Source organism: Pseudomonas sp. AU11447, from assembly GCF_001672555.2.
Taxonomy (GTDB): Bacteria; Pseudomonadota; Gammaproteobacteria; order Pseudomonadales; family Pseudomonadaceae; genus Pseudomonas; species Pseudomonas nitroreducens.
Genome location: NZ_LZDG02000017.1, coordinates 499,693 through 523,643, shown reverse-complemented (window position 1 = coordinate 523,643; position 23,951 = coordinate 499,693). Strand labels below are relative to the sequence as shown.

The 23,951-nt window shown below is 60.0% G+C and carries 17 protein-coding genes and 1 pseudogene; 5 read left to right on the top strand and 13 right to left on the bottom strand.

Annotated features, from left to right (window positions below; genetic code table 11):
* Positions 1-492: 492 nt before the first annotated feature.
* Positions 493-1,158: pseudogene (locus tag A6723_RS03045) on the bottom strand (IS66 family transposase); the annotation flags it as partial.
* A 95-nt stretch (positions 1,159-1,253) separates the two neighbouring features.
* On the opposite strand from A6723_RS03045, the gene A6723_RS03040 reads away from it, so the two are divergent.
* The 4 genes from A6723_RS03040 (at position 1,254) to A6723_RS03030 (ending at position 4,049) form a co-directional block, all read left to right on the top strand.
* A complete protein-coding gene (locus A6723_RS03040; RefSeq protein ID WP_064979553.1) occupies positions 1,254-1,931 on the top strand; it encodes a hypothetical protein in 678 nt (225 codons plus the stop codon).
* A 125-nt stretch (positions 1,932-2,056) separates the two neighbouring features.
* Entirely contained in the window at positions 2,057-2,350 is a 294-nt protein-coding gene (locus A6723_RS03035; protein WP_054909058.1) for a hypothetical protein, read from the top strand.
* A 471-nt stretch (positions 2,351-2,821) separates the two neighbouring features.
* Positions 2,822-3,205 (top strand): acyltransferase family protein, encoded by a 384-nt coding sequence (locus A6723_RS32045; RefSeq protein WP_175405518.1) that lies wholly within the window; start codon positions 2,822-2,824, stop codon positions 3,203-3,205.
* The gene (locus tag A6723_RS03030; RefSeq protein WP_175405517.1) at positions 3,177-4,049 is read left to right on the top strand and encodes an acyltransferase; all 873 of its coding nucleotides are present in this window, start codon (positions 3,177-3,179) and stop codon (positions 4,047-4,049) included. Before A6723_RS32045 ends, A6723_RS03030 begins: the two co-directional genes overlap by 29 nt.
* 144 nt (positions 4,050-4,193) lie before the next feature.
* On the opposite strand, the gene A6723_RS03025 is transcribed toward A6723_RS03030, so the two are convergent.
* The 12 genes from A6723_RS03025 to A6723_RS02970 form a co-directional block, all read right to left on the bottom strand.
* Entirely contained in the window at positions 4,194-5,378 is a 1,185-nt protein-coding gene (locus A6723_RS03025) for a glycosyltransferase family 4 protein (RefSeq protein WP_054909059.1), read from the bottom strand.
* Complete coding sequence (locus A6723_RS03020; protein WP_256233816.1) at positions 5,375-6,625, bottom strand: glycosyltransferase family 4 protein; 1,251 nt, start codon at positions 6,623-6,625, stop codon at positions 5,375-5,377. Before A6723_RS03020 ends, A6723_RS03025 begins: the two co-directional genes overlap by 4 nt.
* The gene (locus tag A6723_RS03015) at positions 6,612-8,357 is read right to left on the bottom strand and encodes a hypothetical protein (protein ID WP_064979552.1); all 1,746 of its coding nucleotides are present in this window, start codon (positions 8,355-8,357) and stop codon (positions 6,612-6,614) included. Before A6723_RS03015 ends, A6723_RS03020 begins: the two co-directional genes overlap by 14 nt.
* Positions 8,358-8,450: 93 nt before the next feature.
* On the bottom strand, positions 8,451-8,888 hold the full coding sequence (locus A6723_RS03010; RefSeq protein WP_054909061.1) for a hypothetical protein: 438 nt from the start codon (positions 8,886-8,888) through the stop codon (positions 8,451-8,453).
* Positions 8,889-8,926: 38 nt separating this feature from the next.
* Positions 8,927-10,642, bottom strand: a complete 1,716-nt coding sequence (locus tag A6723_RS03005; protein ID WP_256233817.1) for a DUF6270 domain-containing protein — start codon at positions 10,640-10,642, stop codon at positions 8,927-8,929.
* 64 nt (positions 10,643-10,706) lie between these two features.
* Positions 10,707-16,277 carry an FkbM family methyltransferase gene (locus A6723_RS03000; RefSeq protein ID WP_054909062.1) on the bottom strand — a complete coding sequence of 1,857 codons (5,571 nt, stop codon included), beginning with the start codon at positions 16,275-16,277 and terminating at the stop codon, positions 10,707-10,709.
* Between the two features lie 25 nt (positions 16,278-16,302).
* Positions 16,303-17,541 carry a UDP-N-acetyl-D-mannosamine dehydrogenase gene (gene wecC, locus A6723_RS02995; RefSeq protein WP_054909063.1) on the bottom strand — a complete coding sequence of 413 codons (1,239 nt, stop codon included), beginning with the start codon at positions 17,539-17,541 and terminating at the stop codon, positions 16,303-16,305.
* Entirely contained in the window at positions 17,538-18,692 is a 1,155-nt protein-coding gene (gene wecB, locus A6723_RS02990; protein WP_054909064.1) for a non-hydrolyzing UDP-N-acetylglucosamine 2-epimerase, read from the bottom strand. Before wecB ends, wecC begins: the two co-directional genes overlap by 4 nt.
* A gap of 581 nt (positions 18,693-19,273) precedes the next feature.
* Positions 19,274-19,576, bottom strand: coding sequence for a hypothetical protein (locus A6723_RS02985; RefSeq protein WP_054909065.1), 303 nt, complete (start codon positions 19,574-19,576; stop codon positions 19,274-19,276).
* Between the two features lie 109 nt (positions 19,577-19,685).
* Positions 19,686-20,357: a YceH family protein gene (locus tag A6723_RS02980; protein ID WP_054909066.1), complete on the bottom strand. Its 672-nt coding sequence runs from the start codon at positions 20,355-20,357 to the stop codon at positions 19,686-19,688.
* 61 nt (positions 20,358-20,418) lie between these two features.
* Positions 20,419-21,174 (bottom strand): cache domain-containing protein, encoded by a 756-nt coding sequence (locus A6723_RS02975; protein ID WP_054909067.1) that lies wholly within the window; start codon positions 21,172-21,174, stop codon positions 20,419-20,421.
* 119 nt (positions 21,175-21,293) lie between these two features.
* Positions 21,294-22,040, bottom strand: a complete 747-nt coding sequence (locus A6723_RS02970) for a FadR/GntR family transcriptional regulator (protein ID WP_054909068.1) — start codon at positions 22,038-22,040, stop codon at positions 21,294-21,296.
* Between the two features lie 303 nt (positions 22,041-22,343).
* Between A6723_RS02970 and A6723_RS02965 the strand changes: the two genes are divergently transcribed.
* The gene (locus A6723_RS02965; RefSeq protein WP_054909069.1) at positions 22,344-23,837 is read left to right on the top strand and encodes an aldehyde dehydrogenase; all 1,494 of its coding nucleotides are present in this window, start codon (positions 22,344-22,346) and stop codon (positions 23,835-23,837) included.
* Positions 23,838-23,951: the final 114 nt, after the last annotated feature.

Genomic DNA, 23,951 nt, shown 5'->3' with positions numbered 1-23,951 from the left:
CTTCTGACCTAAGCGTCGCTTTATTAGCTCTATTGCATTGATTAGCTGTACAGCTAATCAATCTGGATTACAAAATCTGCGATGGCACACTCCGTGGTTAGACACCAGCAGTCCCACTTCGAACGAGAGATGCTTGAGCTAGTCAGGCAGGCCCTGACAAAGGCTTTCGGCAGAAGCGTTCAAGCAGAATCCAGATCCACGATCATTACCTCTGCTCACTCCGTTAGCCTGCTCAAGATCGACTGGGATGGGGAACCCGCATTTGTTGCGATTGAGGTCATCCGAACTGCCTATCCCCGAGATATCCATGGTGTGCTGTGGCGCCTTGATGCACTGGAGTTGGCAAAGCCAGGGACTCTCATAAAGCTGATCGCCGCGGCGCATCTCAGCCCCGGAGCGAAGTCAACACTCAAAGACAAGGGCTACGCCTTCTTCGAACGCAGCGGAAGTCTTTTTCTGCATACGGAAAAAATGCTCGTAAGCGAACGGGCATCACACCTTGCCGGCGGATACCCAGTTGTGCGGCAGCAGCTCGGCCAGGGCGCTGGCCTTCTGCGTCGGCAGGCGCATGAGCACATCCTTCAGRTAGGCGTACGGATCGTGTCCGTTCAGGCGGGCTGACTGGATCAGCGTCATCAAGGCTGCGCCACGCTGGCCACTGCGTAGCGAGCCGGCAAACAGCCAGTTGGCGCGCCCCAGGGCCCAGGGGCGGATCTGATTCTCGATCCAGTTGTTGTCGATGGGTAGGTTGCCGTCATCCAGGTAGCGCACCAACGCTGCCCAGCGCTTGAGGCTGTAGTCGAGTGCCTTGGCGATCGCGCTGCCTTCCGGCACATTCTGCCGCTGTCCAAGCATCCAGCTATGCAGGTCATCGATGATCGGCCTGGCTTTGTCCTGGCGCAGTTGCCGTCGCTGTGCGGCGAGCAGCTCTCGCCCTTCGCGCTCCACCTCGTACARCTGACCGATGTACTGGAGGGCCTGYTCGGCCAGTTGACTCTGGTTGGCGGCATGCAGGTCGAAGAACTTGCGCCGTGCATGGGCCATGCAACCGATCTCGGTCACKCCTTGCTCGAAGCTGGCCTTGTAGCCGGCGAAGTCGTCGCAGACCAGTTTGCCTTGCCAGTCACCCAGGAAGCTGCGCGCGTGCTCGCCGGCCTGGTGACTACCTCTATCACCTGTATTGCCAGGGTGAAGAGGTCGAAGGCGCAGCACGGTTTCTGGCGCATCAGACTCCCAAACGCCAGGAGCTGACCATGGGCCACTTCGAAATAGCCCTGGCCGCTGCAACGAATGCCGAGGCCAGGCAAATGATGCACTGCATGCTGAAACACTGCGGCCCAGGCCAGCGCGAATGTCGTCGGCATCGATTCACCGCTCTTGGCCTGGACCAGAATGGGCCCAGGCGGCGATTCGATGAAGTCCACTGGCTGAACACTTCGGTATCCGCCACAACGCCTTGGGAGTATCTCTTCGTGTTGGCAGACACCGTTCACATCCATCACTTCGCACCACCCGGCCCCGCCCTCCAGACCTCCGCCCGCCATTACCAGTGGCGAAACCGGCAGGAACTGGTCTCGTTCTGGGTAAGCCTGTACCTCGCCAGAGAAGGCCCGTGCATTCCCGGACTCGATTGGAGCAGCTATGCCACCTGGTCGCCTGGCCCCTGCCTTGGCCATGCGTCCGCAGGCCGGGGCGCCACACCCGCCGCCGCGGTTGCCGCACTGCTGGCACAGACGGAGCCTGCGATTCAGGGCAATGCCGTTCACGCCTTGCTGGTGATCGAAGCCAATCACAGCCTCACCCTGGGTGACTACGCCAGCATCGTGGAACTGCTCGAAACGGCCATCGGATGCGAAGTCATCGCCACCGGCTGCCTGTCTGCCAACTACGCAGACTACGCGCTCAGGCTCCTGGCATTTGGCCCGGTATGAATGGCCTTTCCCGCCTCACACCCACCACGACGCATACTGGCACTACACATCTGCCAGCCGAGCACTCTCACCACCCAGCCAAGGAGGTCGCCATGTCAGCCAGATAATCCGTCAGGAGTCATGACATGGCCCGCACTTACCGTCGCCGAGTCTGCCAGTACGACTATGTGTATGCCCTCTGGGACATCGAAGAGGTCAACTGGGACCCGAAGTCCGTTGCCGTTCGCCAACGCCTGGCACGCTTTCACAGCGACAGTTTCTCCAGTTGGCGCAAAGGTCCGCCGCGGAACTTTCGGAAGGCTGACGACCGCAAGCTCCGCCGGAGCAACCAGGCAAAGTTGAAACACTGGCTGCACCGGCCCTATAGCGAACCCCTGTTCATGGATACTCGTAGCTGTCCCGACTGGTGGCCTATGTAGACCGGCCGTGCTGCAATGTTGTCAGGTGCCGGTCGCTGAGCATTGGTCGGGCAATGTGTGTGAAACCTCCTGTCAGTTCACTGGTTCAAATCCCACTAACGGATTTGAACTGAAGAAAATGCCCCACTCCACCGCCACAAGGTATCCCTGAAATCGGCGATTAATTTTGTTGCCCCTTGACGCTCGCAAAAACCTCCCTAAGTTTGAGCAGTGAGAAAGCCAGACAGTGCAAGGCCTACGCCACACATCGGCTTGATCCCCAAGGCGCTGAAGATCCGATCCCGAAACCGAGGTCGGATCCCCCCGGCTCCACCAAACAACCCTTACAAAAAGGCACTTGCGCTAAAAGCGAAGTGCCTTTTTTGTATCTGATCGAATGCAGCAACTCGGCTTCAGCTCTGCCGGCACGACCAGGGCCTGGCAGATTCGCGCTTTCGCTGCGACCGCGGATAAGAGAAGGAGCTCCAATCGATGACCTATATGCCTCCAAAAATGGACCTGTCCAAACTAGACGGGCTGAGAGGCATCGCCGCTGTTATCGTCGTTTTCTCTCACGTCCTGTTCTGGTTCTATCCGGCGATGCATCTTGGAGAGCGCACCAAGGGACGTCCTCTCGATGGCATTGAATGGTTCCAGAGCCCATTCACTTTCTTTTATCGGGGCGGATTTTCCGTTTCGATGTTCTTCATCCTCAGCGGACTCGTGCTGACTTACAGCATTTCCAGAAACCCTGATGTTCTGCTTGCCGTCCGCAAGGCGGCGCTGAAACGCTACATCAGACTTGGTGTTCCAGTGGGCGCATCGGTCATCATTGGCTGCCCTGCTCATGAAGTTGGGCGCCTTCAAAGCGCCTGACATCGCGCCCGTACCGGTGCTATCCACTCCGTACCTGTTCGAAGCAACCTGGCCGACGGCCCTGCGGGATGCTCTGTTCGGAGCACTTGCTCTGGGAGACAGCCGATACAACTACGTTTTATGGACTATCCAGATCGAATTGATAGGCTCATTTGGGATTTTTGTCGGCTACGCGCTCTTTGGCAGCAACGCCATGATCTACCGAACCTTTTGCGTTCTGGGCTTTCTGCTCCTATCCCTCTGTGCCCAGAAGACAGCGATGTACTGCTCGTTGTTCTTCCTCGGCTCAATGCTGGTCACATTCCACGTCAATGAGGAGCGTGGTCCAAATCTGGTCCAGGCTATCCTGGCCATATTGGGGCTCTGCAGCGGGCTCTACTTGGCGGGCTACCACCCGGCCAGCCATGCCTACACATGGATTACCGAGTTTTCTCGCAATCTGTCTGACAGCACAGGCTATCGACCCGCCTGGTTCGTGATTATTCCAGCGCTTGGCGGGCTATTCATTCTGCTCAGCGTCTTGTCCTGCCAACGATTGTTCAGGCTGCTGGAAAGCGCCCCCATCCGGCTGCTCGGCAAACTGTCTTTCTCGATCTACCTGCTCCACACCTTCATACTGGTGATAGCCGGCCAGTTCTTCACCCAGCATCTTGGCCTGGGCTTGAGCGCGATGTTGATGACATTGATTGCCACACTCACCGTCACCTTGCTCGCCAGCTATTTCTTCCATCTGAAGGTCGATGTGCCGGCGATTTCGCTCTCCAACCGATTCGCCAGCTGGGTGCTTGGAACGTCAACCAGCGCCAGCAAGCAGAAGAAACAGGCCGCTCAGGCCACGGCCTGAGAGCATCACAGGATTTCGACTGCGCGCCCCGGCACCCTGTAATGCGAGGCCTGGGACAGTTGAATCGCCGCGTGTCATCCAACCAGGCAAGCGCCGCACCTTCCGGCCCTGCCAGCCTGACACCTGCGGCCGTCTCGTTGCGGCCTAGTCTGACGAGGGAGTGCCAAGCACATCACTCGCCATCAGCTTCTTGATAGAGGCCCGCGAGTAGGAGTCGATAAACTCGGCACGCGACACCGGAGCCAGCTCAAGGCTGCGAAACGCAGCGATAGCCCCTTCCACATCACACGGCTCGAACAAGGCCGCATTGACAATCTTTCGCCGCGTGAAGCTGGCAGGGAAACCGGAAAGCCCTGCCCAGATTGGCTTTCCCGTTGCCGCATATTCGAACAGCTTCGAGGGCAGAACCCGCCGGAAGGCTCGGAAGCGATTCAGATGCAGGAACAGGACGTCGGATCGCGCATACAGCTCGAGCAAGTCGCTGCGCTTCATGGGTGGAAGGAGCTCCACGTTATGGACGCCGCTCTCGGCAAGCGCCTTTACCAGGCTGTCATGCGCTCCGCCGGCACCCACCACGCGGAAGTGCACTTCCCCTTCCAGTCGCTTCGCCAGATGGGGGAGGACATGATGAAGCCCCTGCCCCGTCCCGACGTTACCGGCATAGAGCACCTGAACCGGTCCTGAAGGAACCCATGCGGAGCTCTCTGGCGACACGGAATGAAACATCTCGTCGACGCCGTTGGTATGGAGCGAAAAGGAGCGCTTGGGGTAACGCAGCTTGAAGTAGGGCTTGAAGCCAGGCGAGATCAGGTTGATTCGGGAGGCCTGGGCCACCGTCCAGCGCTCCACCAGGGAGAAGAGCATGGTGGCCGGACGGGCATAACGAGGAGGCAGCAGCTCCGGCAAGGTATCGACGAGGATGTCACGAAAGTCGATGTACAGTACCGCCCTGGCGCGTCTGGCGATCACCGCCCCCAGAGTTGCCGTCATCAAGCGCGAGGATGTAGCAAGGACCAGATCGTAATGATCGTCACGGGTCAACCGCAAGGCACAGCGGGCATAAGTCAGAAAGCTGAGGGCCTGATCAACGAGACCGCTGCGATGTGCAGGCACGGCAATCCTGCGAACACGCAGCGCACCACGTTCCTCGCAAGCAGGACTCGACACGTTGAAACTGTGGTAGCGATTGGGGATCGTCGTGACGACATCGACCTCGACCTTCCCCTCCCCCTCCGCCATCAGAGCATTAGCCAGCGCCTCGGCGCGAAACGATCCTGCGGAGAGGTCCGGCTCGAAATAATAGCTCAGAAGCAGGATGCGCTTTTTCATCGAGCAGGGCGTCGAGCTGACAGGGCGTACTCGTACAAGGAGACCAATGAGGCTTCCTGGCTTTCCCAGTTGAGCGAAGTCGCCGTGGACAAGGCGTTGCGGCTCAGGCGAGCACGCAAGGGCGCGTCGGCGACCAAGCGGTTCAACGCGTGGATCAGTTGGCCGTCATCGCCAGGGCGGACCAGTTCACCGATGTCATGTTCGCGAACTATCCGACGAATTTCCGGAAGGTCCGAGGCCACCACCGGCAGTCCGGCAATCAGGTACTCGAAGAGCTTGTTGGAGTCCGTAGTGAAGTGATTCATGCAGGTGTTCTCGATCGGCTGCACGCCAATGTCCGCAGACGCCGTGTAGCTAGGCAGATCTGCCAGAGCAACGGTGGGTATGAAGCGCACCCGCTCGCTCAACCCCAGCTGACCCGCCAACTGCATCAGCTCTCCAGCTAGGCGGCCTCCTCCGATAAGCACGAAGTAGGCCTGCTCCACATGGGCCGCTGCCCGCACCAGGCGCTCCAGACCGCGCCCCTGCTGAAGCCCTCCTTGATACAGAATGATTGGCCAGCTTTCGCCAAGGCCAAGCTCCGTGCGGATACGCGAAGACCGCAGAGCAGGAGTGAAACGCGGGCGATTCTGCAGCACCAGCGGACGACCAATTCCGTAGGCGCGAGCGAAGAACTTCGCTCGCGCATCGGTCGTGGTGATGGAGCCATCGACTCTCGGCATGAGTATTCGCTCGACCCGGCCGACCAGTGTGCGGAAACTGGCGTAACCTTCGCGGCTGGTGCTGATCTCGTGCGCATCGTAGATGATCCGTGCTCCGGATAAGCGCGCCGCGAGCCATGCCGTTGGTAGGGTATTGACGTCATGGGCATGCACCACATCCGCGCGGTGTGCAGTCAGGCGCCACAGCAGTCCCAGATGAGTCCACAGCCGAGCCACGATACGGAATACCTGGCGTTTGAGGCTCAGGCGGCCAATGGCGCTATTGCTGGTTGCAGTCGCTCCGGCGGCTGCCACGGCATGAGGACGCTTTCGAAGTTTCCAGAGAGGGCTGCGCGCGACTCGGACGACATCGATTCCGCTCGCCAGTCGTTCGCGCTCAGCGGTTACGCCGGGCGTGTGCAATGCATAGACAGTCACCTCCTTGCCGGAAGCACGCAATGTCTGCGCCTCTTTCAGCACACGGGCGTCGTTGCGGAACTCGTTCCAGACAATCATGGCGACACGTGTCACTTCAGGCACTTTCATATCCCCGCGTAACTCCTTGCTCATCCAGCAGGGGAAGCATCTCGACCACTAAGCCGAGCGCTGCCTGATAATTGCGTTGATTGCAGAAGCGCTCGAAGGCGTACATCAGCGCTGCCAGCATGATCGGCGCCGGGGCCGCCTGAAGCAGCTCCGGGCGCATTGCAGCGGCCCTTTGCACGAACTCTCCCAACTTGTCGCGCTCTCCGACCGGCCAGCCTGCTCCCAACGGTTCCACCCGCCAGTTCGACCAGTGGCTCAGCAGGTACTTGTCGTCGGGCGAAAGCAGAAGGGTGTCGTCCGTAAAGTCCAGTGAGGTCAGCTGTCTCGGTAGCGCGGCCAATTGCTCGCGCACCCGAGCGAACTGGGCGACGAAGCTATCGAGTTGCCTTGCCTGCTCCGATGTTGTCACCGCGATCCTGACGCGTTCGAGCATCTCGCCACTGATGCGCTGCTCCAGGAACTGGCGTGAGCGCATGAAGCGCATCAGCAACTCGTTCGGAATCTCGATAGCCATCAGCCTGCTGGCCAGGTCCAGCACTGCCGGACCGATCTGGCGCCGGATAAGCTTGCGTTCGCCACTCCAGACAAAAAGGTGGCAATGCAGTCCTTCCACCTGCGAGGCGCCGATAAAGCGCAACGTTGGCAACGAAGCTACGGCCGTCAGGAGCGTCCTCTCGTGCGCGGCAAGGGACGAAGCGTCCTCGGCGAACAGCTTGATCAAATAGCGCACTCCAAGCCCTTCGGAGCCGGCAGCAAGAGTGACCTCGAACGCATACACACCCACCGAGCCGATTTGATGCCAGGTAATGGCCGGGTCTTCAGCCTGCACACCGGTCATGTCGCGCAATAGCTTGCCGATCCAGACCTGTCGCTGTGCAATGCTGATAAGCGCCTGTTCCCGCGATCCCTGGAACCGGTCCTCGCTGATAAGGGGCTGCGAATGGAAGAACAACGCTCCAATCTGGCGCCGCTGGGCATGCAGGGCGGCAATATCTGAAATCAGTCCGATTGCGCGCTGAAATCCTTGCCGAATAAGCAGCAAGGAAATGACTGCTGCGAAGACCCCCGGATGACTGCCCAACAGGAAGTTGGCGACCATGCAGAAGAACGTCACCATGAACCCCACAGCAGCCAGCGAGTTCAGCGCAACACCCAGGTTCTCAGCAAGATAGCCGCGAACTCGGGCTGACTTCTCGCAGAAGTGCATGAGCGCCAGAAAAACAAAAGCAGCGTAGAGCCCGGCAATGAAAAACAACAAAGAGTAGATATAAAGCAGAATGGCAAAGGCGATGAACATGAAAGCGGCGCTGGCCATCGCCCTGACATACCGAGAATAGGCCCCCGCAGCGATCTTCTCCTGATTCTCGAACAATCTTATCTTTCTGCTTCGATCCAGCAACTTTCTTGTGCCATATCTGGAGAGCATTGCGATTGCCACTTCGAAGAGCACATACAATACATAGCATGACAACGCAGCAACACTGACCAACACAATCAGCTTATCGCGCTCGAACAGACGCAGGTAACTGGGAAAATATCCGGGTACCGAAGCACTGCCCAGCAGAATGACTACTTTCAATGGAAGAAAGAACGCCAGAAGCAACAGCACCTGAGCAGCTAAAGCAATTGTTTGAATGGCCAGGCTGGTCAGAGGCACGACTCGAAAGAACTTACCGCCCAAGGATGAAAACCAACCGAGGCTCGTTCTTGCGTTGCGCAAAACCGTTGTCATGTCAAATACCGTCAAGACGACCCAAGCGCCAGCTGTTCGAAGCGCTGGCGCTCTCTATTGCTCCGACACTCGTCACTTCACTGAAGAAGTAACTCAGGTCTCCTGCCAATACAGGCTCAGATGCGACTGCCCGGCGGACGAGGTGCTGTCCTGGAACACGCCACCGATGACCGGTGTCTTGTCCTTGTAGTAATGGACTTTACTGAAGCCATCACGTGTCTCAATGACCTTTCGCGAATAACCGGCCTTGGAGAGCACATCATAGAGGCTGCTTTCCACTGCCTGAGCGGAGTTGTCAAAGGCAACCTCATGCCTCCTGAACTTTCCCTTGTCGGCCACCTTGACCATCTTCCCGCTGAGCATGAGCCCAGTCCCGTCAGGAAGATAAACAGCCCTGGAGCCACCGACCTGCTGCTCCGCCAGGCTGGTGGCAGGCTGAATGGCGACTTGTGTTTTATTCACGTTATCTGCATCTTCGCCGCAAGCGGAAAGCAGGATGGAAAATGCAACGATGGTGAGTATTTTATTCAAAGCAGTTACCCCTCGGAATAATCTTGCAAAACCAATCTTCAGTAAATGACCCGAGCACGCAGTTGGCGCGCCAGGGTTTTGTAATATGAGCTGTCGTAGTGATATGGACTGAAGGACCAGCGATAGTTACCTCCGGCCACCAGTCCCGCTTCCGCTCCACCGATGAGCTCGACCGGCGCGAATGTATTTTCCAACTGTTCGTACATGCCATCGAGAACATCGTTGTTGAGTTCAATCAGTTTTTCGAACTCGCTTCCCGCGAAGCTTTGCAGGTCGCCCTCTACACTTTTGAAGTGCGTTGCCCAGGTCGCCTTATGTACGATGATGTTCTGGCAGATGGAGTAAACCCGGTCGAGAAACTTCGGCAATGCCCACTGACGCAATGCCTGTATTTCGCGACTCCACGGGCGTCTGATGTCGAACCCGGTGGACGAGCGTTCGAAAGCCTTTATCACGGGACCACTGGCTGAGAACACGGAGCCCTGGTGCTGGATCAGGCCGATCCGCTCGTCGATGAAATCCAGCAGGATGATGTCTGGACGCGATTGCTCCAGAAGGTCCCAGTGCTGCTTGCTCAGGTCCCATTGCGCGCGCCGATCCTCGAACCCTCCGTCGGGCACTTTAATTCGGGCATCGACACACGGCTGTCCCATATAGGAGATCACCGAGGACCTCGCCATGTAGTAGCACAGCTCAAACGGTTCCAACTGCTGTCGCTGTACCTCGAAGAGATCGCGGGTGACGCAGGAGCCCAGAACGGCAACCCGGATTTTCCCGCCCTCGCGCCGCGAGGGGTTCGAGCGCACGGCATGGCGCTCGAACCGGTTCTTGCGAGCGAGCAGTACGTCCATTTCGGAATCGGAGCCTCGGTTGTCGCGGGCAGACTCAGCGCGAATCTCGGCACGGACGACGCTGAGCTTCTCTAGGTACTTGTGCGGCATGCCCAACGGCGCATGCCTGGTCAGTTCGGTCAGGTAGGCAAGCGTTTGCGACGACAGCCCGTATTGCGAGAAGAACGTCTCGTCAAATCCATCTCGCCGCTTGGGGTCCGCAATGATCCGGGCGCGGGAGCCGAAGAAATACGAGTCGCTCAGCGGATGCTTGGTGTACAGGTAAAGCGGAACGTCCAGCTCCAGCGCGGTATGGGAAAAGCGGACGCCTTGCTTGGCCAGCGTATCCACCACCAGATGGTGGGCATACTGGTTGATGCTTCTTTTCTTGCCGCCCTGCGTCCTGTCCACCAAGGTCAGAGCAAGGGCCAGGGTCTGGTGGGAAACCTCTCGGTAGCAACTGTCCGACGGCAGAAACTCGAAGCCCTTCTTCAGGGAAATGACCTGAATATCTTCGGTGCTAGAAGACCCGAGTGCTTCACGCTGGATCAGCTCGACAACGCGATGATGGATACAGTCGTCATCGTCGATTCGCGAAGTGAGCAGCGTGTCGGATTGCACGTCCGCCAGCAGTTTTTCGATCTCGCCGGGAACCGCTATGTATTCATCGACAGGCAACAGTCGGGCGTTCAGACCCTGTGTCTGAATGGCACTCTGCAGGCGGCGCACATGAATGACCGGGAGAGCCTTGTCGATGAAGATGACCCACTCGAAATCCCGGCTGCTCTGATTCGCCAGCGATGGAAACACCGTATTAACGAATATCTCCAGCCGATAGCTCAGCCAGATTTCATCCTTGATGCCGATACCGAAATTCGTGAAGAAGAAGTGCTGAAACGAATTGTTCACTACGGGTTCACTCAAGCAGTGCTATTCCAGGCGCCGATCCATGACCGGCGGGATTCACGGAGACTTCCAGGCAACGGGCTCAATGCTCGCAGCCTGGATGGATGGCGAACTGTTCCAGTTCGAGGCGGACGATAGAGTCGCGCGACGTCTGGGCACGAACACGGTTCGCTGCCGCAAGCGACATCGAGCGGAATCTCGCCTCGTCGAAGTACAGTGCCTTGATTCCCTCTGCGAGCGCCCCGGCATCATCCAGGGGCGCCAGAATGGCGCAGTCGGTCGTGGCGAACTCGGTAACCGCAGCGACCTTGCTGGTCACCGGGACCATGCCCGAGGACATGGCCTCATCCCGCGATACGCCCTGACTGTCCCAGCGCGTAGGGCACAGGAACAAGCCATAGTCCTTGTGCAGGGCCGATATCTGGGCATGGGTGAGGAAGCCGCGATCAATCCTGACATTGGAGAGTTTCCGTAAAGGCTCCACGGTCTCCTCGAACAGCCGCCCATCCCCGACAATGCGGATATCCAGCTCGCCAAAGAACGGCTCTTTGCTCAGCAGCAAGATGGCCGCCACGCTCAAGTCATTGGCGTACTGCCTGGACGCGAAGGGCCTGATACTGAGTATCTTCCTGCGCTGCCCAGCGCTTTTTTCCACATAGTTGAACAACTGCGTATCGATCGGATTATGGATGATCCGATAGTTCGCCTCAGGCAGCTGGAAACCGATGTCTTCCATGACTTCCTGCGCGAAAGTCTTGGAGACAAAGACAAGCTTCAGGTTCTTCGGCATCGGGTCGAGCACTGAGCGCCAGAAGGCCATGCGCTGGTCGCTTTGCAGCCTCGCCAGTTGCTCCTGCTCGGGTGTTTCCAGATTGAACCGACGTCGATACCAGGGATGGATTTCCGCGCCGTGAACCCAGACGATCACGTTCATCCGATCAACGAATTGCGCCAGCACCTCCCACATGTCCGCATCAAGGAAATGTACGAGAACAGATTGGTAGCGCCCATTCTCCAGGGTCCTGCGCAAGACCTCCTGAGACCCGGAAGTGACATCGCAATTCTCGAACTCCGCATAGCTCACCGCTTCATGCTTGCGCAGACGGAAGACATCCACGCCCACGCCCTGCTCACGATAAGCCTTGACCCGGCTATGTACGAAGCCGTTGCGGTAAAGCTCGTCGTACCCCGGATAATTGTTGGTCAGCAGCAGATAGCGCGAGCGCTCAAGCATCATCGAAGGCTGAAGGTCCCGATGGCCGAGCACCAGTTCCTTCACTTCCGCGCTGCCACCAGCGAATACTCGCCACCCCAGCCGGATGAAAGCCGCTTCGGACGGAATTTCCGCTGTCACATTGCGGTTCGCCGGGACCATCACATGGCTGACTCTCTGCTTCTGCGCATCGAGCATCAGGAGCACCAACTGGAGGTTCAGCCCAGGCGCCACATCGAGGAACAGCTCGAGTTTCTCCCTCCCACCCAGTGCTTCTGGAGTGACCTCTCGGTTTGAGTAGAGGTACTCATGCTTGGCGTCCTCCAAACTGGAGTCCAGACGCCACTGCTCACCATCCAGGTCCAGACTCACCGACTTGCCTTGCAGCGCCCCGAACATCTGCGCAAGGGCACGACCACTCAACGAGGCCACATCCTGCTGGTGTGTTCGCGCCGGCTCGATCAACTCCGCCCGGGATTGCAACTCATCGATGTCCATGCCGACATTCAACGGCAGATCGCCGACCTGCTCAGCAACATCGGCCTCCGCGCCACTCTGGCAGTAGTTGAACGGATCGATCGCCAGTGCATCGGCGAACCGGTACTCGCGGATCTCAAGGTCTTTCAGGCAATCGAGAAGAGTCTCCTGGCTCAAACGCTCGCTCATGATTGCCGACGCCCTTGCCGGAAGAGCGTCTACCGATCGGTAGGCCTGCTCCAGCCTATGAGGTCTGGCGCACTTGTCATCCCAGGCAAAGTACGCGCCCTTGCCAATGACAGCGGCGCAGCTGTAGCGAGTTGCCAGAGCCATATCCAGCAGGTAGTTGTCACCGTAATAATCTTCGGCACTGAAGAACGCTGCCCAATCGCCACCCTGGACAAAGTGCCCCAGCGAGCGTTTCCTGAGCTGTTTTTCCGTGACCAGAACGATGTTCGCGCCTTCAACCCGAGACTTCTCCTTGAGCGAAGCGCTGACAAGGATATGAACGCTCGCCGGGCGATAAGACTGCCTGCCGATGCCCTCGAGCAGCCGCTTGAGCTGGGACGAATCAGCCGCTTTGGCGAACACGGCAAACTTCGGCCACTTCTGCTCATCGCTGCGTCCCAGTACCTTTTTTTGAAGATATCCCATGCGTTGTGCATAGGTGTGCTGCTGCATCACCTTGCGCAAAGCGGCCAACCGCAACTTACCACTGCTTGCCTCGCAGCCGGCCAACAGGTTCAGACGCCGCAGCATTTCCACGCCGTTATCGGTGGTGACCACCAGATCGCCGAACATCAAGCGCAAGCCGCGGGAGTAATTGCTGACCGTAACGGTATTGGAGCCTATGAGCTCGAAGACCCGGCGAGCGAACATCGACTGCGACTGTTTCACCGAGTTGAGATTGATGGCGTAGCGGTACCCCTTGTAGGCGGTATCAATCTGCTCGAACGGCAGAGTGCCAACGATATAGGGCTGGTACTCGACGGGGAACTGGTAGTTCGGATCGTCCTTGCCGAAGTTGCGGTCGTAGATTTCCAGTGGGCGGAACTTCGGCAACTCGGCGACGAAATTACCCAGATCGCGTGTGCGGTCCGGGTAGCGCACATAATACGCGCCGGCAAAGCAGAAGGCGTCCTTGCGCTGGTACAACTCGATCGGGTTGTGTACCAACGGCTGACAGGCGAAAGGCAACAGGTAGACGCGCTCGTGGCCCAGCCCCGCCTTATAGCGGTGGATGCAATCGATGTCGGTGGTGAAGACATGGTCGAACTGCTTCGCGGTGGTCAGGAAGGTCTCGAAGTGGACCGGGTCTTCCTTATTCCAGAAGGCGGTCGGCACGCCATTGGCCCGGCACCAGGCAAGAATTCCCTGTAGCTCCCGGCTGTTATGGCCGACCTTGCTGCCCCACAGGTCATCCTTGCCGCGCCAGGCCGACTCGATGAGCAGCATCTCAGGGCGGAACTCGCTCAGCTCGCGCTCCCAGTGGGAGGGAGTCAGCTGCAGCAGGTTGCACTCGTGGCGATACGAGCCATAGGAGAATTCGTCCATGATGCAGGCCACTCGGACCTGAGAATCGTCGGACGTCTGAGCGACCATCAAGGCACGTGACCTCGACTCGTCAGCCAGCAGGGCAGGACGTTGCGCGTCGCTGGCTTGGGCTGCGTGCTGCGGAGCGGGCAGCGCCTTGGGTGGCTCTTCGCGGCCAATGCTCGTCTGCCTCGCGACCTTACGTTGCTTGCTGGCTTTGCGATACAGACCGAGCAATGAGCCGGGCAAGCGCACGAATCCACCCAGCGAAGTGGCGCCGGACTTTAGCTGATAGCCCAGTTGGTAGGTCAGGCTTGCACGCGTTTTGACCAGGCGCTGTTCCGCCAAGTGACGCTTCGCGTTGGCACGTTGCAGATTCTCGGCCAGTTCCTCGATCTTCTTCTGCTGATCGATGGAGCGGTTGCGCATGGACTCCAGATGCGTCTTGAGCTGGGGAATCTGCTCACCGGTCGCCGCACGGTATTTCACATTGGCCGCATCCAACCAGGAGCGGGTCGCGGCCAGATCGTCTTCCAGTTGCTGGCGCAGTTGCTGCCACTGCAAAGCAGATGCCTTCAGGAGCTCTTCTGCGTCCAGGCGAGCAGCGCGCTCGATTGCAAGGTCCCCGGTCTGTTGCTGATGAATCTTTTCGCTTTCCAGTAGCCGAGCCTGCAGGCCACCAGCAGTCGCCTCCAGGTCCTCGCAGCGCAGTATCCGCTCGCTCAGCGACTGGCTCTGCTGCTCCAATGCAATACGAAGTTGCGCGTGTTGCCGGTGCTCTTCGTCGGCGGCCTGCCGGGCAGACTGTAACTGAGCCTCGAGTGCCTGCGAGAAAGCCTGCGCCTTGGCGACCTGATCCTCCAGCAGGGCGACCTGCCCCGCCTGGACGTCATAACGCTGTTCCTGTGCGTGAATCTGAGTCTGGGCCGCAGCCAGCTCTCCCTTCAGCGAGGCGATCTGCTCGCCTGCCTGCAGGTATTTACCGTTCGCTTCTTCCAGGCGTGCGCCCAGCGCTGTATTGGCCTCCACCAGAGGAGCCAGGGCCAATTGCTCGCGCTGCTGGGCCTGATACGAAGCAACGGCGGACGCAAGCTCGGCCTGCAGGTTGACAGCCTGCGCTTCTACGCCGATCAGTGCATCGCGAGCCTGCCCCAGCTGAACCGCCTGCGCATCGTTCTCCTGAAGCAACACCTCAATGCGCTGCTCAGCCTGCACCAGACTCCGGTCCGCCAGTCCCTTGCTTTCAGTGGCCACAGCCAGTTTCTGCTCGAGTGCAGTCAGTTGCTCGGCCGACGTCTGTTGCTGGGCCTTGGCGTGATCCAGCTGACCACGCACCGTTTCACTTTCAGCGGTCAATGCATCGACCTGCTGCCGCAGCTGCCCTACTGATGCCTCAACCGAAACACGGGCCTCCCTGTCGTCAGCCAACTGCGTTTTCAGCGTGGCGACCTGTTCGGTGACCTGGCGATACTTGCTGTTCGCTTCATCCAGGCGCGCCTTGACCTCGGACTTGCGCGCCGTGAGATCCGCCGTATCGGCCGCATACTGCTGCTTCTGCTCGGCCAGTTGCCCCTTGAGCCGGTCTATCTGCTCGTTAGCTGAGCGATATTTGCCGTTGGCCTCGTCCAACCGCACCTTTGCCAGTGTCAGTTGCTCACGGTTGCGATAGGAGTCAAGGACATCCTTGAACTGCAACCGCGAAAGACGACGCTCGATGTCGACCTGTTCATTGGGCACAAAGAGGTGGGTCGGCGTAGCGTTGAAGGTGTCCCAGTAGCTGTAGCCACGGCCATCGAGCCAGCCGGAAATCGCCCGAAATTCAGGTTCGCCCTGGCACTCGACGTAAAGCAAGGGACGATCGCGCTGCAGCAACGCCTCGGCCCCCTGCAGAACGGGGAGCTCCATTCCCTCAACGTCAATTTTCAGCAACTTCACGGCTCGGTCGAATCGCAGGTCATCCAGCGCCACGATCTGGATACTGCCTTCGCCAACGCAGATGCTTTGCGCCCCGAGATTGTCCGGCATGTCCTTGTCGAAATGCCCGCGACTCTTGGCCTTGCCTACCCCAACCGCCCGAACGCTAACACGCTCGGACAGGTCGTTCATTTCCACACTGGAAAGAATGGCTCCCGCCAGGGCCTGGTTCGGCTCGAAAGCCATCACTCGGCAGCCAGCTACAGCAGCTAGGTACAGCGTGTGGTTGCCGATGTTCGCCCCGATATCCAGCACGAGATCGTCGACAGCCACGCGTTGCTGGATATCTTCGAGCATCTGAAGCTCGTAAGGCTTCTGCTCGTCGACAATCTTTTTCTGGATGTAGTCAGTCGCGTGGTTCGGCAGATAAATGCTGTACCGCGACTCGCCAATCGTCAGTGTCGCGACGTTGCGCTCTGCATCCTTTTCGGTATAGGGGCGTACTTCAGCTTGCATTTCCATGTCCGCAATCAGAGGCCGTTCAGTTCAAAGCACCGCAGAAGTCCATGGGATTCATGGCGCGCAGCTCCTGCGACTCACGGAACTCCTTGTGCGGAACCAGGACCGCCGCCAGCGCTTGCGCGCCTTGGGTGAGGAAGTCTTCGAAGCTCACCAGCACACAACGCTCGCCGCGCAGCGAAGCAGGCAGCTCTTCGATATTCGGCTCGACCAGCTTGACCACGTAACCTTCCTCCAGCAGACGCTGAACGATGCTCAGTGCGGGGCTCTCGCGCAGGTCATCGATGTCCGCCTTGAAAGCAGCCCCCAGGCAATAGATTTCCTGGTTGTCGCGAGCCGCGGCGGCGACCTTGAGCTTGCTGATCACCACGTCCGGCTTGCCATCGTTGACCTCACGGGCGGAGCGGATCAGGCGCGCCTCTTCCGGGGTCTTGCTGACGATGAACCAGGGGTCGACCGCAATACAGTGGCCGCCCACGCCCGGACCAGGGCGCAGGATATTCACTCGTGGATGATGGTTGGCCAGGCGGATCAGTTCCCAGACATCGATGCCCAGCTTGTCGCAGATGACCGACAATTCGTTGGCAAAGGCGATGTTCACATCACGGAAACTGTTCTCGGTGAGTTTGCACATCTCCGCGGTGCGCGCGTCGGTGATGATGCACTCGCCCTCGACGAAGGTTTTGTACAAGCGCGCGGCAGCCGACGAGCACTTGGCGGTCAGGCCACCGATGATGCGGTCGTTCTCCACCAGCTCGCGCAGCACATGGCCCGGCAGGACGCGTTCGGGACAGTGGGCGATGCGGATGTCCGAGGCCTCGCCATGGGTCGCAGGGAAGGTCAGGTCCGGGCGGGCTTCCGTCAGCCAGGCGGCCATCTGTTCGGTGGCGCCGACGGGGGAGGTCGATTCGAGGATGACCAGGTCGCCGCTCTTGAGCACCGGAGCTATGGATCTGCTAGCCGACTCGATGTATGCCAAGTCCGGTTCATGATCACCCTTGAACGGGGTCGGTACGGCGATCAGGAAAGCGTCCGCCGGCTCGGGAGTAGTCGTAGCGCGCAGGTAACCTTCGGTCACCGCAGCGTGCACCACCATGTCGAGATCGGGTTCGATGATGTGGATTTCACCGCGATTGATGGTATCGACCGCGTGCTGGTTCACGTCGACGCCGATCACCTGCTTCTTGCGGGCAGCGAAGACCGCTGCAGTGGGCAAGCCGATGTAACCCAAACCAACTACCGAGATCCTTGCAAAACTCATACTGTTTCCTTCGACTTGTCGTTACGCATACCTGCCAGCGCCTCGAGAATCCGAGCACAGGCCTGGCCGTCACCATAGGGATTGTGGGCAAAGCTCATGGCGCGATAGGCGCCCGCATCGGTCAGCAAATGGCGCAGATTGCCTGCGATGCTTTCCACCTCAGTGCCGACCAGCTTGACTGTGCCGGCAGACACCGCTTCGGGGCGTTCGGTTGTATCGCGCATCACCAGCACCGGCTTGCCGAGCGATGGCGCTTCCTCCTGGATGCCACCGGAGTCGGTGAGGATCAGGTAGGCGCGGCTCATCAGGTAAACAAATGGCAGGTAGTCCAGCGGCTCGATCAGGTGGACGTTGCCGATCCCCTGGAGCAGGCGGTTCACCGGCTCGCGCACATTGGGGTTGAGATGGACCGGGTAGACGATCTCGACGTCGGGGAACGCCTTGGCTGTTTCGGCCAGCGCCATGCAGATGCGCTCGAAGCCGCCACCGAAATTCTCTCGACGATGCCCGGTCACCAGAACGATACGGCGACCTTCAGGCAGGAAAGCGAACTGTTCCTGGAAGCGAGCCTGCAGCGCCGAATCGCCGCCATCGAGCTTGCGCACGACATCCAGTAGCGCATCGATCACGGTATTTCCGGTGACATGGACGGTCGAAGGCAACACACCTTCGCGCAGAAGATTGTCGCGGGAGGTGGTGGTCGGCGCAAAGTGCATGGCAGCCAAAGTCCCGGTCAGGCGACGATTGCCTTCCTCCGGCCACGGCGAGTACAGGTTGTTGGTACGCAGCCCCGCCTCGACGTGAGCCACCGGGATCTGCTGATAGTAAGCTGCGAGGCTGGTGGCGAAGGTCGTTGCGGTATCGCCGTGCACCAGCACCACATCCGGCTTGAACGCTGCCAGAATCGGCTTCAGGCCTTGCAGAATGGCCGTGGTCACATCGGTCAGATCTTGACCGGCCTTCATGATCGAAAGGTCGTAATCCGGCACCAGTTCGAACAACTCGAGGACCTGGTCCAGCATCTGCCGGTGCTGCCCGGTGACGCAGACGCGTGAGTCGAATCGCGGGTCCGCAGCTAGAGCCAATGCCAATGGCGCCATCTTGATGGCTTCAGGGCGGGTGCCAAAAATACTGAGGGTCTTGAGTTGCATGGGCGCCTCTTCTGCTTCCTTTCGAAAAAACGGTGCCAACACCAGGTGCCCGGAAAGGCATGGCGTGAGGCGTGTTGGACTACGGGAGGCAGGAGGGACGGCCCCTGAGAGGGCCAAATATGATGCTTGGAGCAGGGGAGTGGTGCGTCAACACAGTCCCTTGCAATCGCAGGATGTTCCGTTGCGCGATTATCTGGATTCAGTCCCTATCCCGAATGATTGCTTGCCGATGAGGCGGAACCTTCAGAAAAGGCAGCCATCCAATATTTGTTTTTTGGCAAGAAAACGTCCGATGTCTGAATGATATCAAAGATTAAGGTTTCATTAACATTCCAACAGTCCTGACCGGTTCTTTGCTGCAAATTGGAATAAAAATCACCGAAAAATCGAAATAACTCGACCATCTACAGCGAAATCCAATGGAAACGGAATAAGAAAACAGTCACAGACGGGCATGCCACTCGTCGAGTGCAGCCGAAATTATCGTCTGCGGACCCGCAAGCAATCTGATGTGCCACGGGCGGGGCTAGGCAGCTAAAGGTGTCGAACGAGCCAACGAGGACGGGATCAAGTTTCGCCGATCAGAAGGTCAGCAGACCGCGGCGATAGGCACCCGCCTCAGCAAGCTCGTTAGACAGGAGTTCAGCACGAGGCTTGCGCAACCTCAACCGTTCGGCATTGCACAGCAGCGGGCCGTCGTCGTCTTCGGCACCGAAAGGGTCATCAATCAGCACACCCTTGATCAACCCCTGGCGAAACAGTTCACGAATGGCGAAGAGGTTGGCTTCGCGCGGCCCGCTCAGGTCGGTGATGGATTTGAAGTCGCTTTCCGTGAGCTGGCTGAGCACCGCATTCAGCTGGGCTTGGGAAGGTTTTTGACTCATGAGAAAGCTCCGGGTGCAGCAAGGGTCAAGCTTAACTATCGGCGGCAAATCTTAACGCTGAATTAGCGTCGCGCAGATTGACCTGGGTCCACCTGCGCGGCGCATTGCATCAGTCGCGCGAGACACCCAGCTCCAGCAGGGCGAGACGCTCTTCGAGAGCCGCAATGCGGCCTTCCAGCTCGACCAGTCGCCCTTCGTCATGACCGCCGCCGTCACTGCGCTCCCCTGAGGCACGGCTACCGCTGGCGGCGATGGCGGCCTCGCGGTCTTCCTCGGTGCCCAGTAAATGCATATAGCGGTCTTCGCGCTGGCCGCCCAGGCGTTCCAATTGCATTGCCATGCCGCGGCCGGCGAGGCGTTCGAGTTGGTGGCGGACTTCCTCGGTGTCGTCGAAGTCATGCATGCGCTGGCTGCGGGTGAGCAGTTCGTTGAGGGTCTGCGGGCCGCGCAGGAACAGCAGGCCGAGCAGGATAACCTGCGGCTTCACCAGCTCCAGCGCCTTGTCCAGACGCTGCTCCCAGCGGTCAGCGCGGCTACCCATGACTAGGCGGGTCATCTCGCGACCTTCGAGGTGGCGCAGGGATTGACCGACCTGGCCGGGAGTCAGGTTCATCACCGGGTCGCGGCTGGTCTTCTGGTTGCAGGCAGTGACCAGGGCATTGAGGGTGAGCGGGTAGGCTTCGGGCGTGGTGAGCTGCTTTTCGATCAGGCATCCGAGTACGCGAGCATCCACGGCGCTCAGCGGTTCGAAGTCGGGCAGTGTGTCGAGCGACTGGCTCATGGCGGTTTCCGTCAGGTTGGGAACCGCCCTAGCCTAGCCAATTGCGCGGCGTTTGGCAGCCTCAGGCCGCACCAGCCAGCCGACGGTTCAGCGGGCGCTCGATGACCGCCCAGTGCGAGAAGGACTCCGCCAGCTCCTGTTCGCGCCCCTGCGCGTCCCGTCCCAGCGTGCGCCGGGCAAGGTCGCCGGTGAACCAATTGGCGGTATTGGCAGCCACCACCCGCCCCTCTCCGTTGACCACCAGGGCCTCGTGCCCCATCTGCATCAGGCTGCCCAGCAGCACGCCTTCGAACTCATGCAGGGCAATATCCGCGGCGGCGACGCCGATGAAGCGGCCATCCACCTGGATCGGTACGGAGAAGGCGAGGATGTACAGATCGGTGCCGTAAAGGTCGACGAAGGGCCCGACGACCGAGGGCTGGCCGCTGGCGCGCGGCCGGGAGAACCACGGCATGTTGAGGTAGTTGTAGAAGCTTTCGCTGCGCCGGTTGAAGTTCAGGCTCATGGGTACGACCTTGTCGCCACGGCCGTGATACCACCATTCCAGGTACATGTCCTGGTCGGCCAGCTCGCCCGGCTCGATGACCACCCCGGTACCATGCAGGCGCGTACCGTCATCGGTGAGGTCATGCTGGATGCGCGGACGCAGTGCGCCGAGATCCTTCGACGACGGCCGCCTGCCCTCCTCGGCCAGCTCGCGCCAGATCGCCACGACCTCGCCGGCCAGCTCGTCGAGACGCTGGAAAACGTTACGGATGGAAGCGTCGATGCGCTGGGCGCAGCACTGGAGTTCATCCGTGTGTTGTTCGCTGGACATGACCGGTGGCCTCGCTGTTCTTGTTATCGCTCGGGCCAGGGCGGCCCGCTGTATCTGCTCGGTGAATCACTGCGCACGCTCGAATGCGCCTGCCGGGAAGGCAGCAAGCGCTGTGCCAGTCAGCCATCGTCGGCGAGCAGGCTCAGACGCAGGTTGATCAGCCGCTTGATGCCACGGGTGACATGGGCCTCCGCCAGCGCACCGGCGAGGTTCGAGTCACCGGCGCTGATGGCTTCGAGAATGGCGCGGTGTTCCTGCTCAATGGTCGCGGCCCCCGGGAAGCCTTCCACCGGCAACCAAAGCCATTCGCCGATTTCCGCCTGCAAGCGCGTTTCCGCATGGGTCAGGCGCACGGACTGGGCAGCGACGGCAATCTCAATGTGAAAGCGCGCATCGGCGCGGCGCTGTTCCTGACGCGTGGTGGCGCTGGCCAAGGCATCGAGGTACTGGGCGATGCGCGCCTGTTCGTCCGACGTGGAGCGCTGGGCAGCCAGCCGTGCGGCGGCACCGGCGATGGCGACGTGCTCGTCGCCCAGGTCGCGCAGCTCCAGCGCACTCATCTGGCGCAGCTGACCGAGCAGCGCCTCTTCCGAAGTGTGCTGCGGCGAGCAGACGAAGCTGCCACCGTTGCGCCCGCGACGGGTCTCGATCACGCCGCGCTCGCGCAGTTCCGCCAGCGCATCGCGCAGGGTCACGGTAGCGACGCCGAACTGCATGGCCAATTCGCTTTCGCTGGGCAGTTGCTCGCCCTCGGCGTAGAGGCCGAGATCGACCATCTCCACCAGACGGCGCGCGACTTCCTCGGTGCGCCCTTCCTGGCGCAGACGCATGAAGCTGGCGGGGCGGACTTTCCTGAATTCGTTCATAGGCGGCAGTGCGAGGGGCGCTCGTGGCGGACGCTTCCTGCGCGAAAAGTTCCTGTTCTGGCGGTGATGACGAAGTCTATCTGCAGGCTGGCAGCCGCTTCGTTCAAAACTATGTCTCCATATTTTTAAATCGCTTTCCGCACTTTCAGCAAGGTATTTCGCTACGAAAAGCGCTCTGAAACGCTCGTTTTTCGACCCGTATTGGCAACCGCAAAATCTTAAGATATGGTTTCAAATGTATTTGCCAGAGACGGCCAGCCAGCCGTCCCCCGCCAACAACAGCAAGAACGAGGAGCGATACGCATGAGCCAGCCAACCCGCGCCGAATGGGAAGCCCGCGCCAAGACCCTGAAGATCGAGGGGCGTGCCTTCATCCAGGGCGAGTACCTCGCCGCCGCCTCCGGCGACACCTTCGATTGCATCAGCCCGGTGGACGGCCGCCTGCTGGCCAAGGTTGCCAGCTGCGATGAAGCCGATGCCGAGCGCGCCGTGCAGAGCGCCCGCGCCACCTTCGACTCCGGCGTCTGGTCGCGGGAAGCACCAGCCACCCGCAAGGCCGTGATGATCCGCTTTGCCGCCCTGCTGGAAGAACATGCCGAGGAGCTGGCGCTGCTGGAAACCCTGGACATGGGCAAGCCCATCGGCGACTCGCTGAATGTCGACCTTCCGGGCGCCGCTGACTCCCTGCGCTGGAGCGGCGAGGCCATCGACAAGGTCTACGACGAAGTAGCCGCCACCTCCCACGACCAGCTCGGCCTGGTCACCCGCGAGCCGGTGGGCGTGGTCGCCGCCATCGTGCCGTGGAATTTCCCGCTGATGATGGCGGCCTGGAAGCTCGGCCCGGCGCTGGCCACTGGCAACTCGGTGATCCTCAAGCCGTCGGAGCGCTCGCCGCTCACCGCCATCCGCATCGCCCAGCTGGCCATCGACGCGGGCCTGCCCGCCGGCGTGCTGAATGTGCTGCCCGGCTACGGGCATACCGTCGGCAAAGCCCTGGCGCTGCACATGGACGTCGATACCGCGGTCTTCACCGGCTCCACCAAGATCGCCAAGCAACTGATGGTCTATGCCGGCGAGTCGAACATGAAGCGCGTCTGGCTGGAAGCCGGCGGCAAGAGCCCGAACATCGTCTTCGAGGATGCCCCGGACCTGCAGGCCGCCGCCGAAGCTGCCGCCGCCGCCATCGCCTTCAACCAGGGCGAAGTCTGCACCGCCGGCTCGCGCCTGCTGGTGCAGAGATCGATCAAAGCGAAATTCCTGCCGCTGGTGGTCGAGGCGCTCAAAGGTTGGAAAGCCGGCCATCCGCTGGACCCGGAAACCAACGTCGGCGCGCTGGTCGATGGTCGCCAGCTGGAGCAGGTGCTCGGCTATATCCAGGCAGGCCAGGACGAAGGCGCGAAGATCCTCACCGGCGGCAAACGCGTGCTGGAGGAAACCGGTGGCACCTACGTCGAGCCGACCCTGTTCGACGGCGTGAGCAACGCGATGAAGATCGCCCGCGAGGAAATCTTCGGCCCGGTGCTCTCGGTCATCGAATTCGAGGACGCCGAAGAGGCCATCCGCATCGCCAACGACACCCAATACGGGCTGGCGGCGGCAGTGTGGACCCGCGACATCTCCAAGGCCCACCTCACCGCTCGCGCCCTGCGCGCCGGCAGCGTGTGGGTGAACATGTACGACGGCGGCGACATGACCGCGCCCTTCGGCGGCTTCAAGCAGTCGGGCAACGGGCGTGACAAGTCGCTGCACGCCTTCGACAAATACACCGAGCTGAAGGCGACCTGGATCAAGCTGTAACGCGATCCGGAACACGAGAGGTTTGGAGCAAGACGGCGCGCGGCTAATGCCGCGCGCCGAACAATAACAACAACGCTTTCCGTTGCACCCGATTGGCTGCCGACGCGAAAACCT

Bases quoted from the DNA above. Each gene is read 5' to 3' on its own strand.
- A6723_RS02980 (WP_054909066.1), bottom strand. From the start codon at position 20,357: ATGAGCCAGTCGCTCGACACACTGCCCGACTTCGAACCGCTGAGCGCC.
- A6723_RS02965 (WP_054909069.1), top strand. From the start codon at position 22,344: ATGAGCCAGCCAACCCGCGCCGAATGGGAAGCCCGCGCCAAGACCCTG.
- A6723_RS02985 (WP_054909065.1), bottom strand. From the start codon at position 19,576: ATGAGTCAAAAACCTTCCCAAGCCCAGCTGAATGCGGTGCTCAGCCAG.
- A6723_RS02975 (WP_054909067.1), bottom strand. From the start codon at position 21,174: ATGTCCAGCGAACAACACACGGATGAACTCCAGTGCTGCGCCCAGCGC.
- A6723_RS03040 (WP_064979553.1), top strand. From the start codon at position 1,254: ATGGGCCACTTCGAAATAGCCCTGGCCGCTGCAACGAATGCCGAGGCC.
- A6723_RS03030 (WP_175405517.1), top strand. From the start codon at position 3,177: ATGAAGTTGGGCGCCTTCAAAGCGCCTGACATCGCGCCCGTACCGGTG.
- A6723_RS03035 (WP_054909058.1), top strand. From the start codon at position 2,057: ATGGCCCGCACTTACCGTCGCCGAGTCTGCCAGTACGACTATGTGTAT.
- A6723_RS03020 (WP_256233816.1), bottom strand. From the start codon at position 6,625: ATGAAAGTGCCTGAAGTGACACGTGTCGCCATGATTGTCTGGAACGAG.
- wecC (WP_054909063.1), bottom strand. From the start codon at position 17,541: ATGAGTTTTGCAAGGATCTCGGTAGTTGGTTTGGGTTACATCGGCTTG.
- wecB (WP_054909064.1), bottom strand. From the start codon at position 18,692: ATGCAACTCAAGACCCTCAGTATTTTTGGCACCCGCCCTGAAGCCATC.
- A6723_RS03000 (WP_054909062.1), bottom strand. From the start codon at position 16,277: ATGCAAGCTGAAGTACGCCCCTATACCGAAAAGGATGCAGAGCGCAAC.
- A6723_RS02970 (WP_054909068.1), bottom strand. From the start codon at position 22,040: ATGAACGAATTCAGGAAAGTCCGCCCCGCCAGCTTCATGCGTCTGCGC.
- A6723_RS03025 (WP_054909059.1), bottom strand. From the start codon at position 5,378: ATGAAAAAGCGCATCCTGCTTCTGAGCTATTATTTCGAGCCGGACCTC.
- A6723_RS32045 (WP_175405518.1), top strand. From the start codon at position 2,822: ATGACCTATATGCCTCCAAAAATGGACCTGTCCAAACTAGACGGGCTG.
- A6723_RS03015 (WP_064979552.1), bottom strand. From the start codon at position 8,357: ATGACAACGGTTTTGCGCAACGCAAGAACGAGCCTCGGTTGGTTTTCA.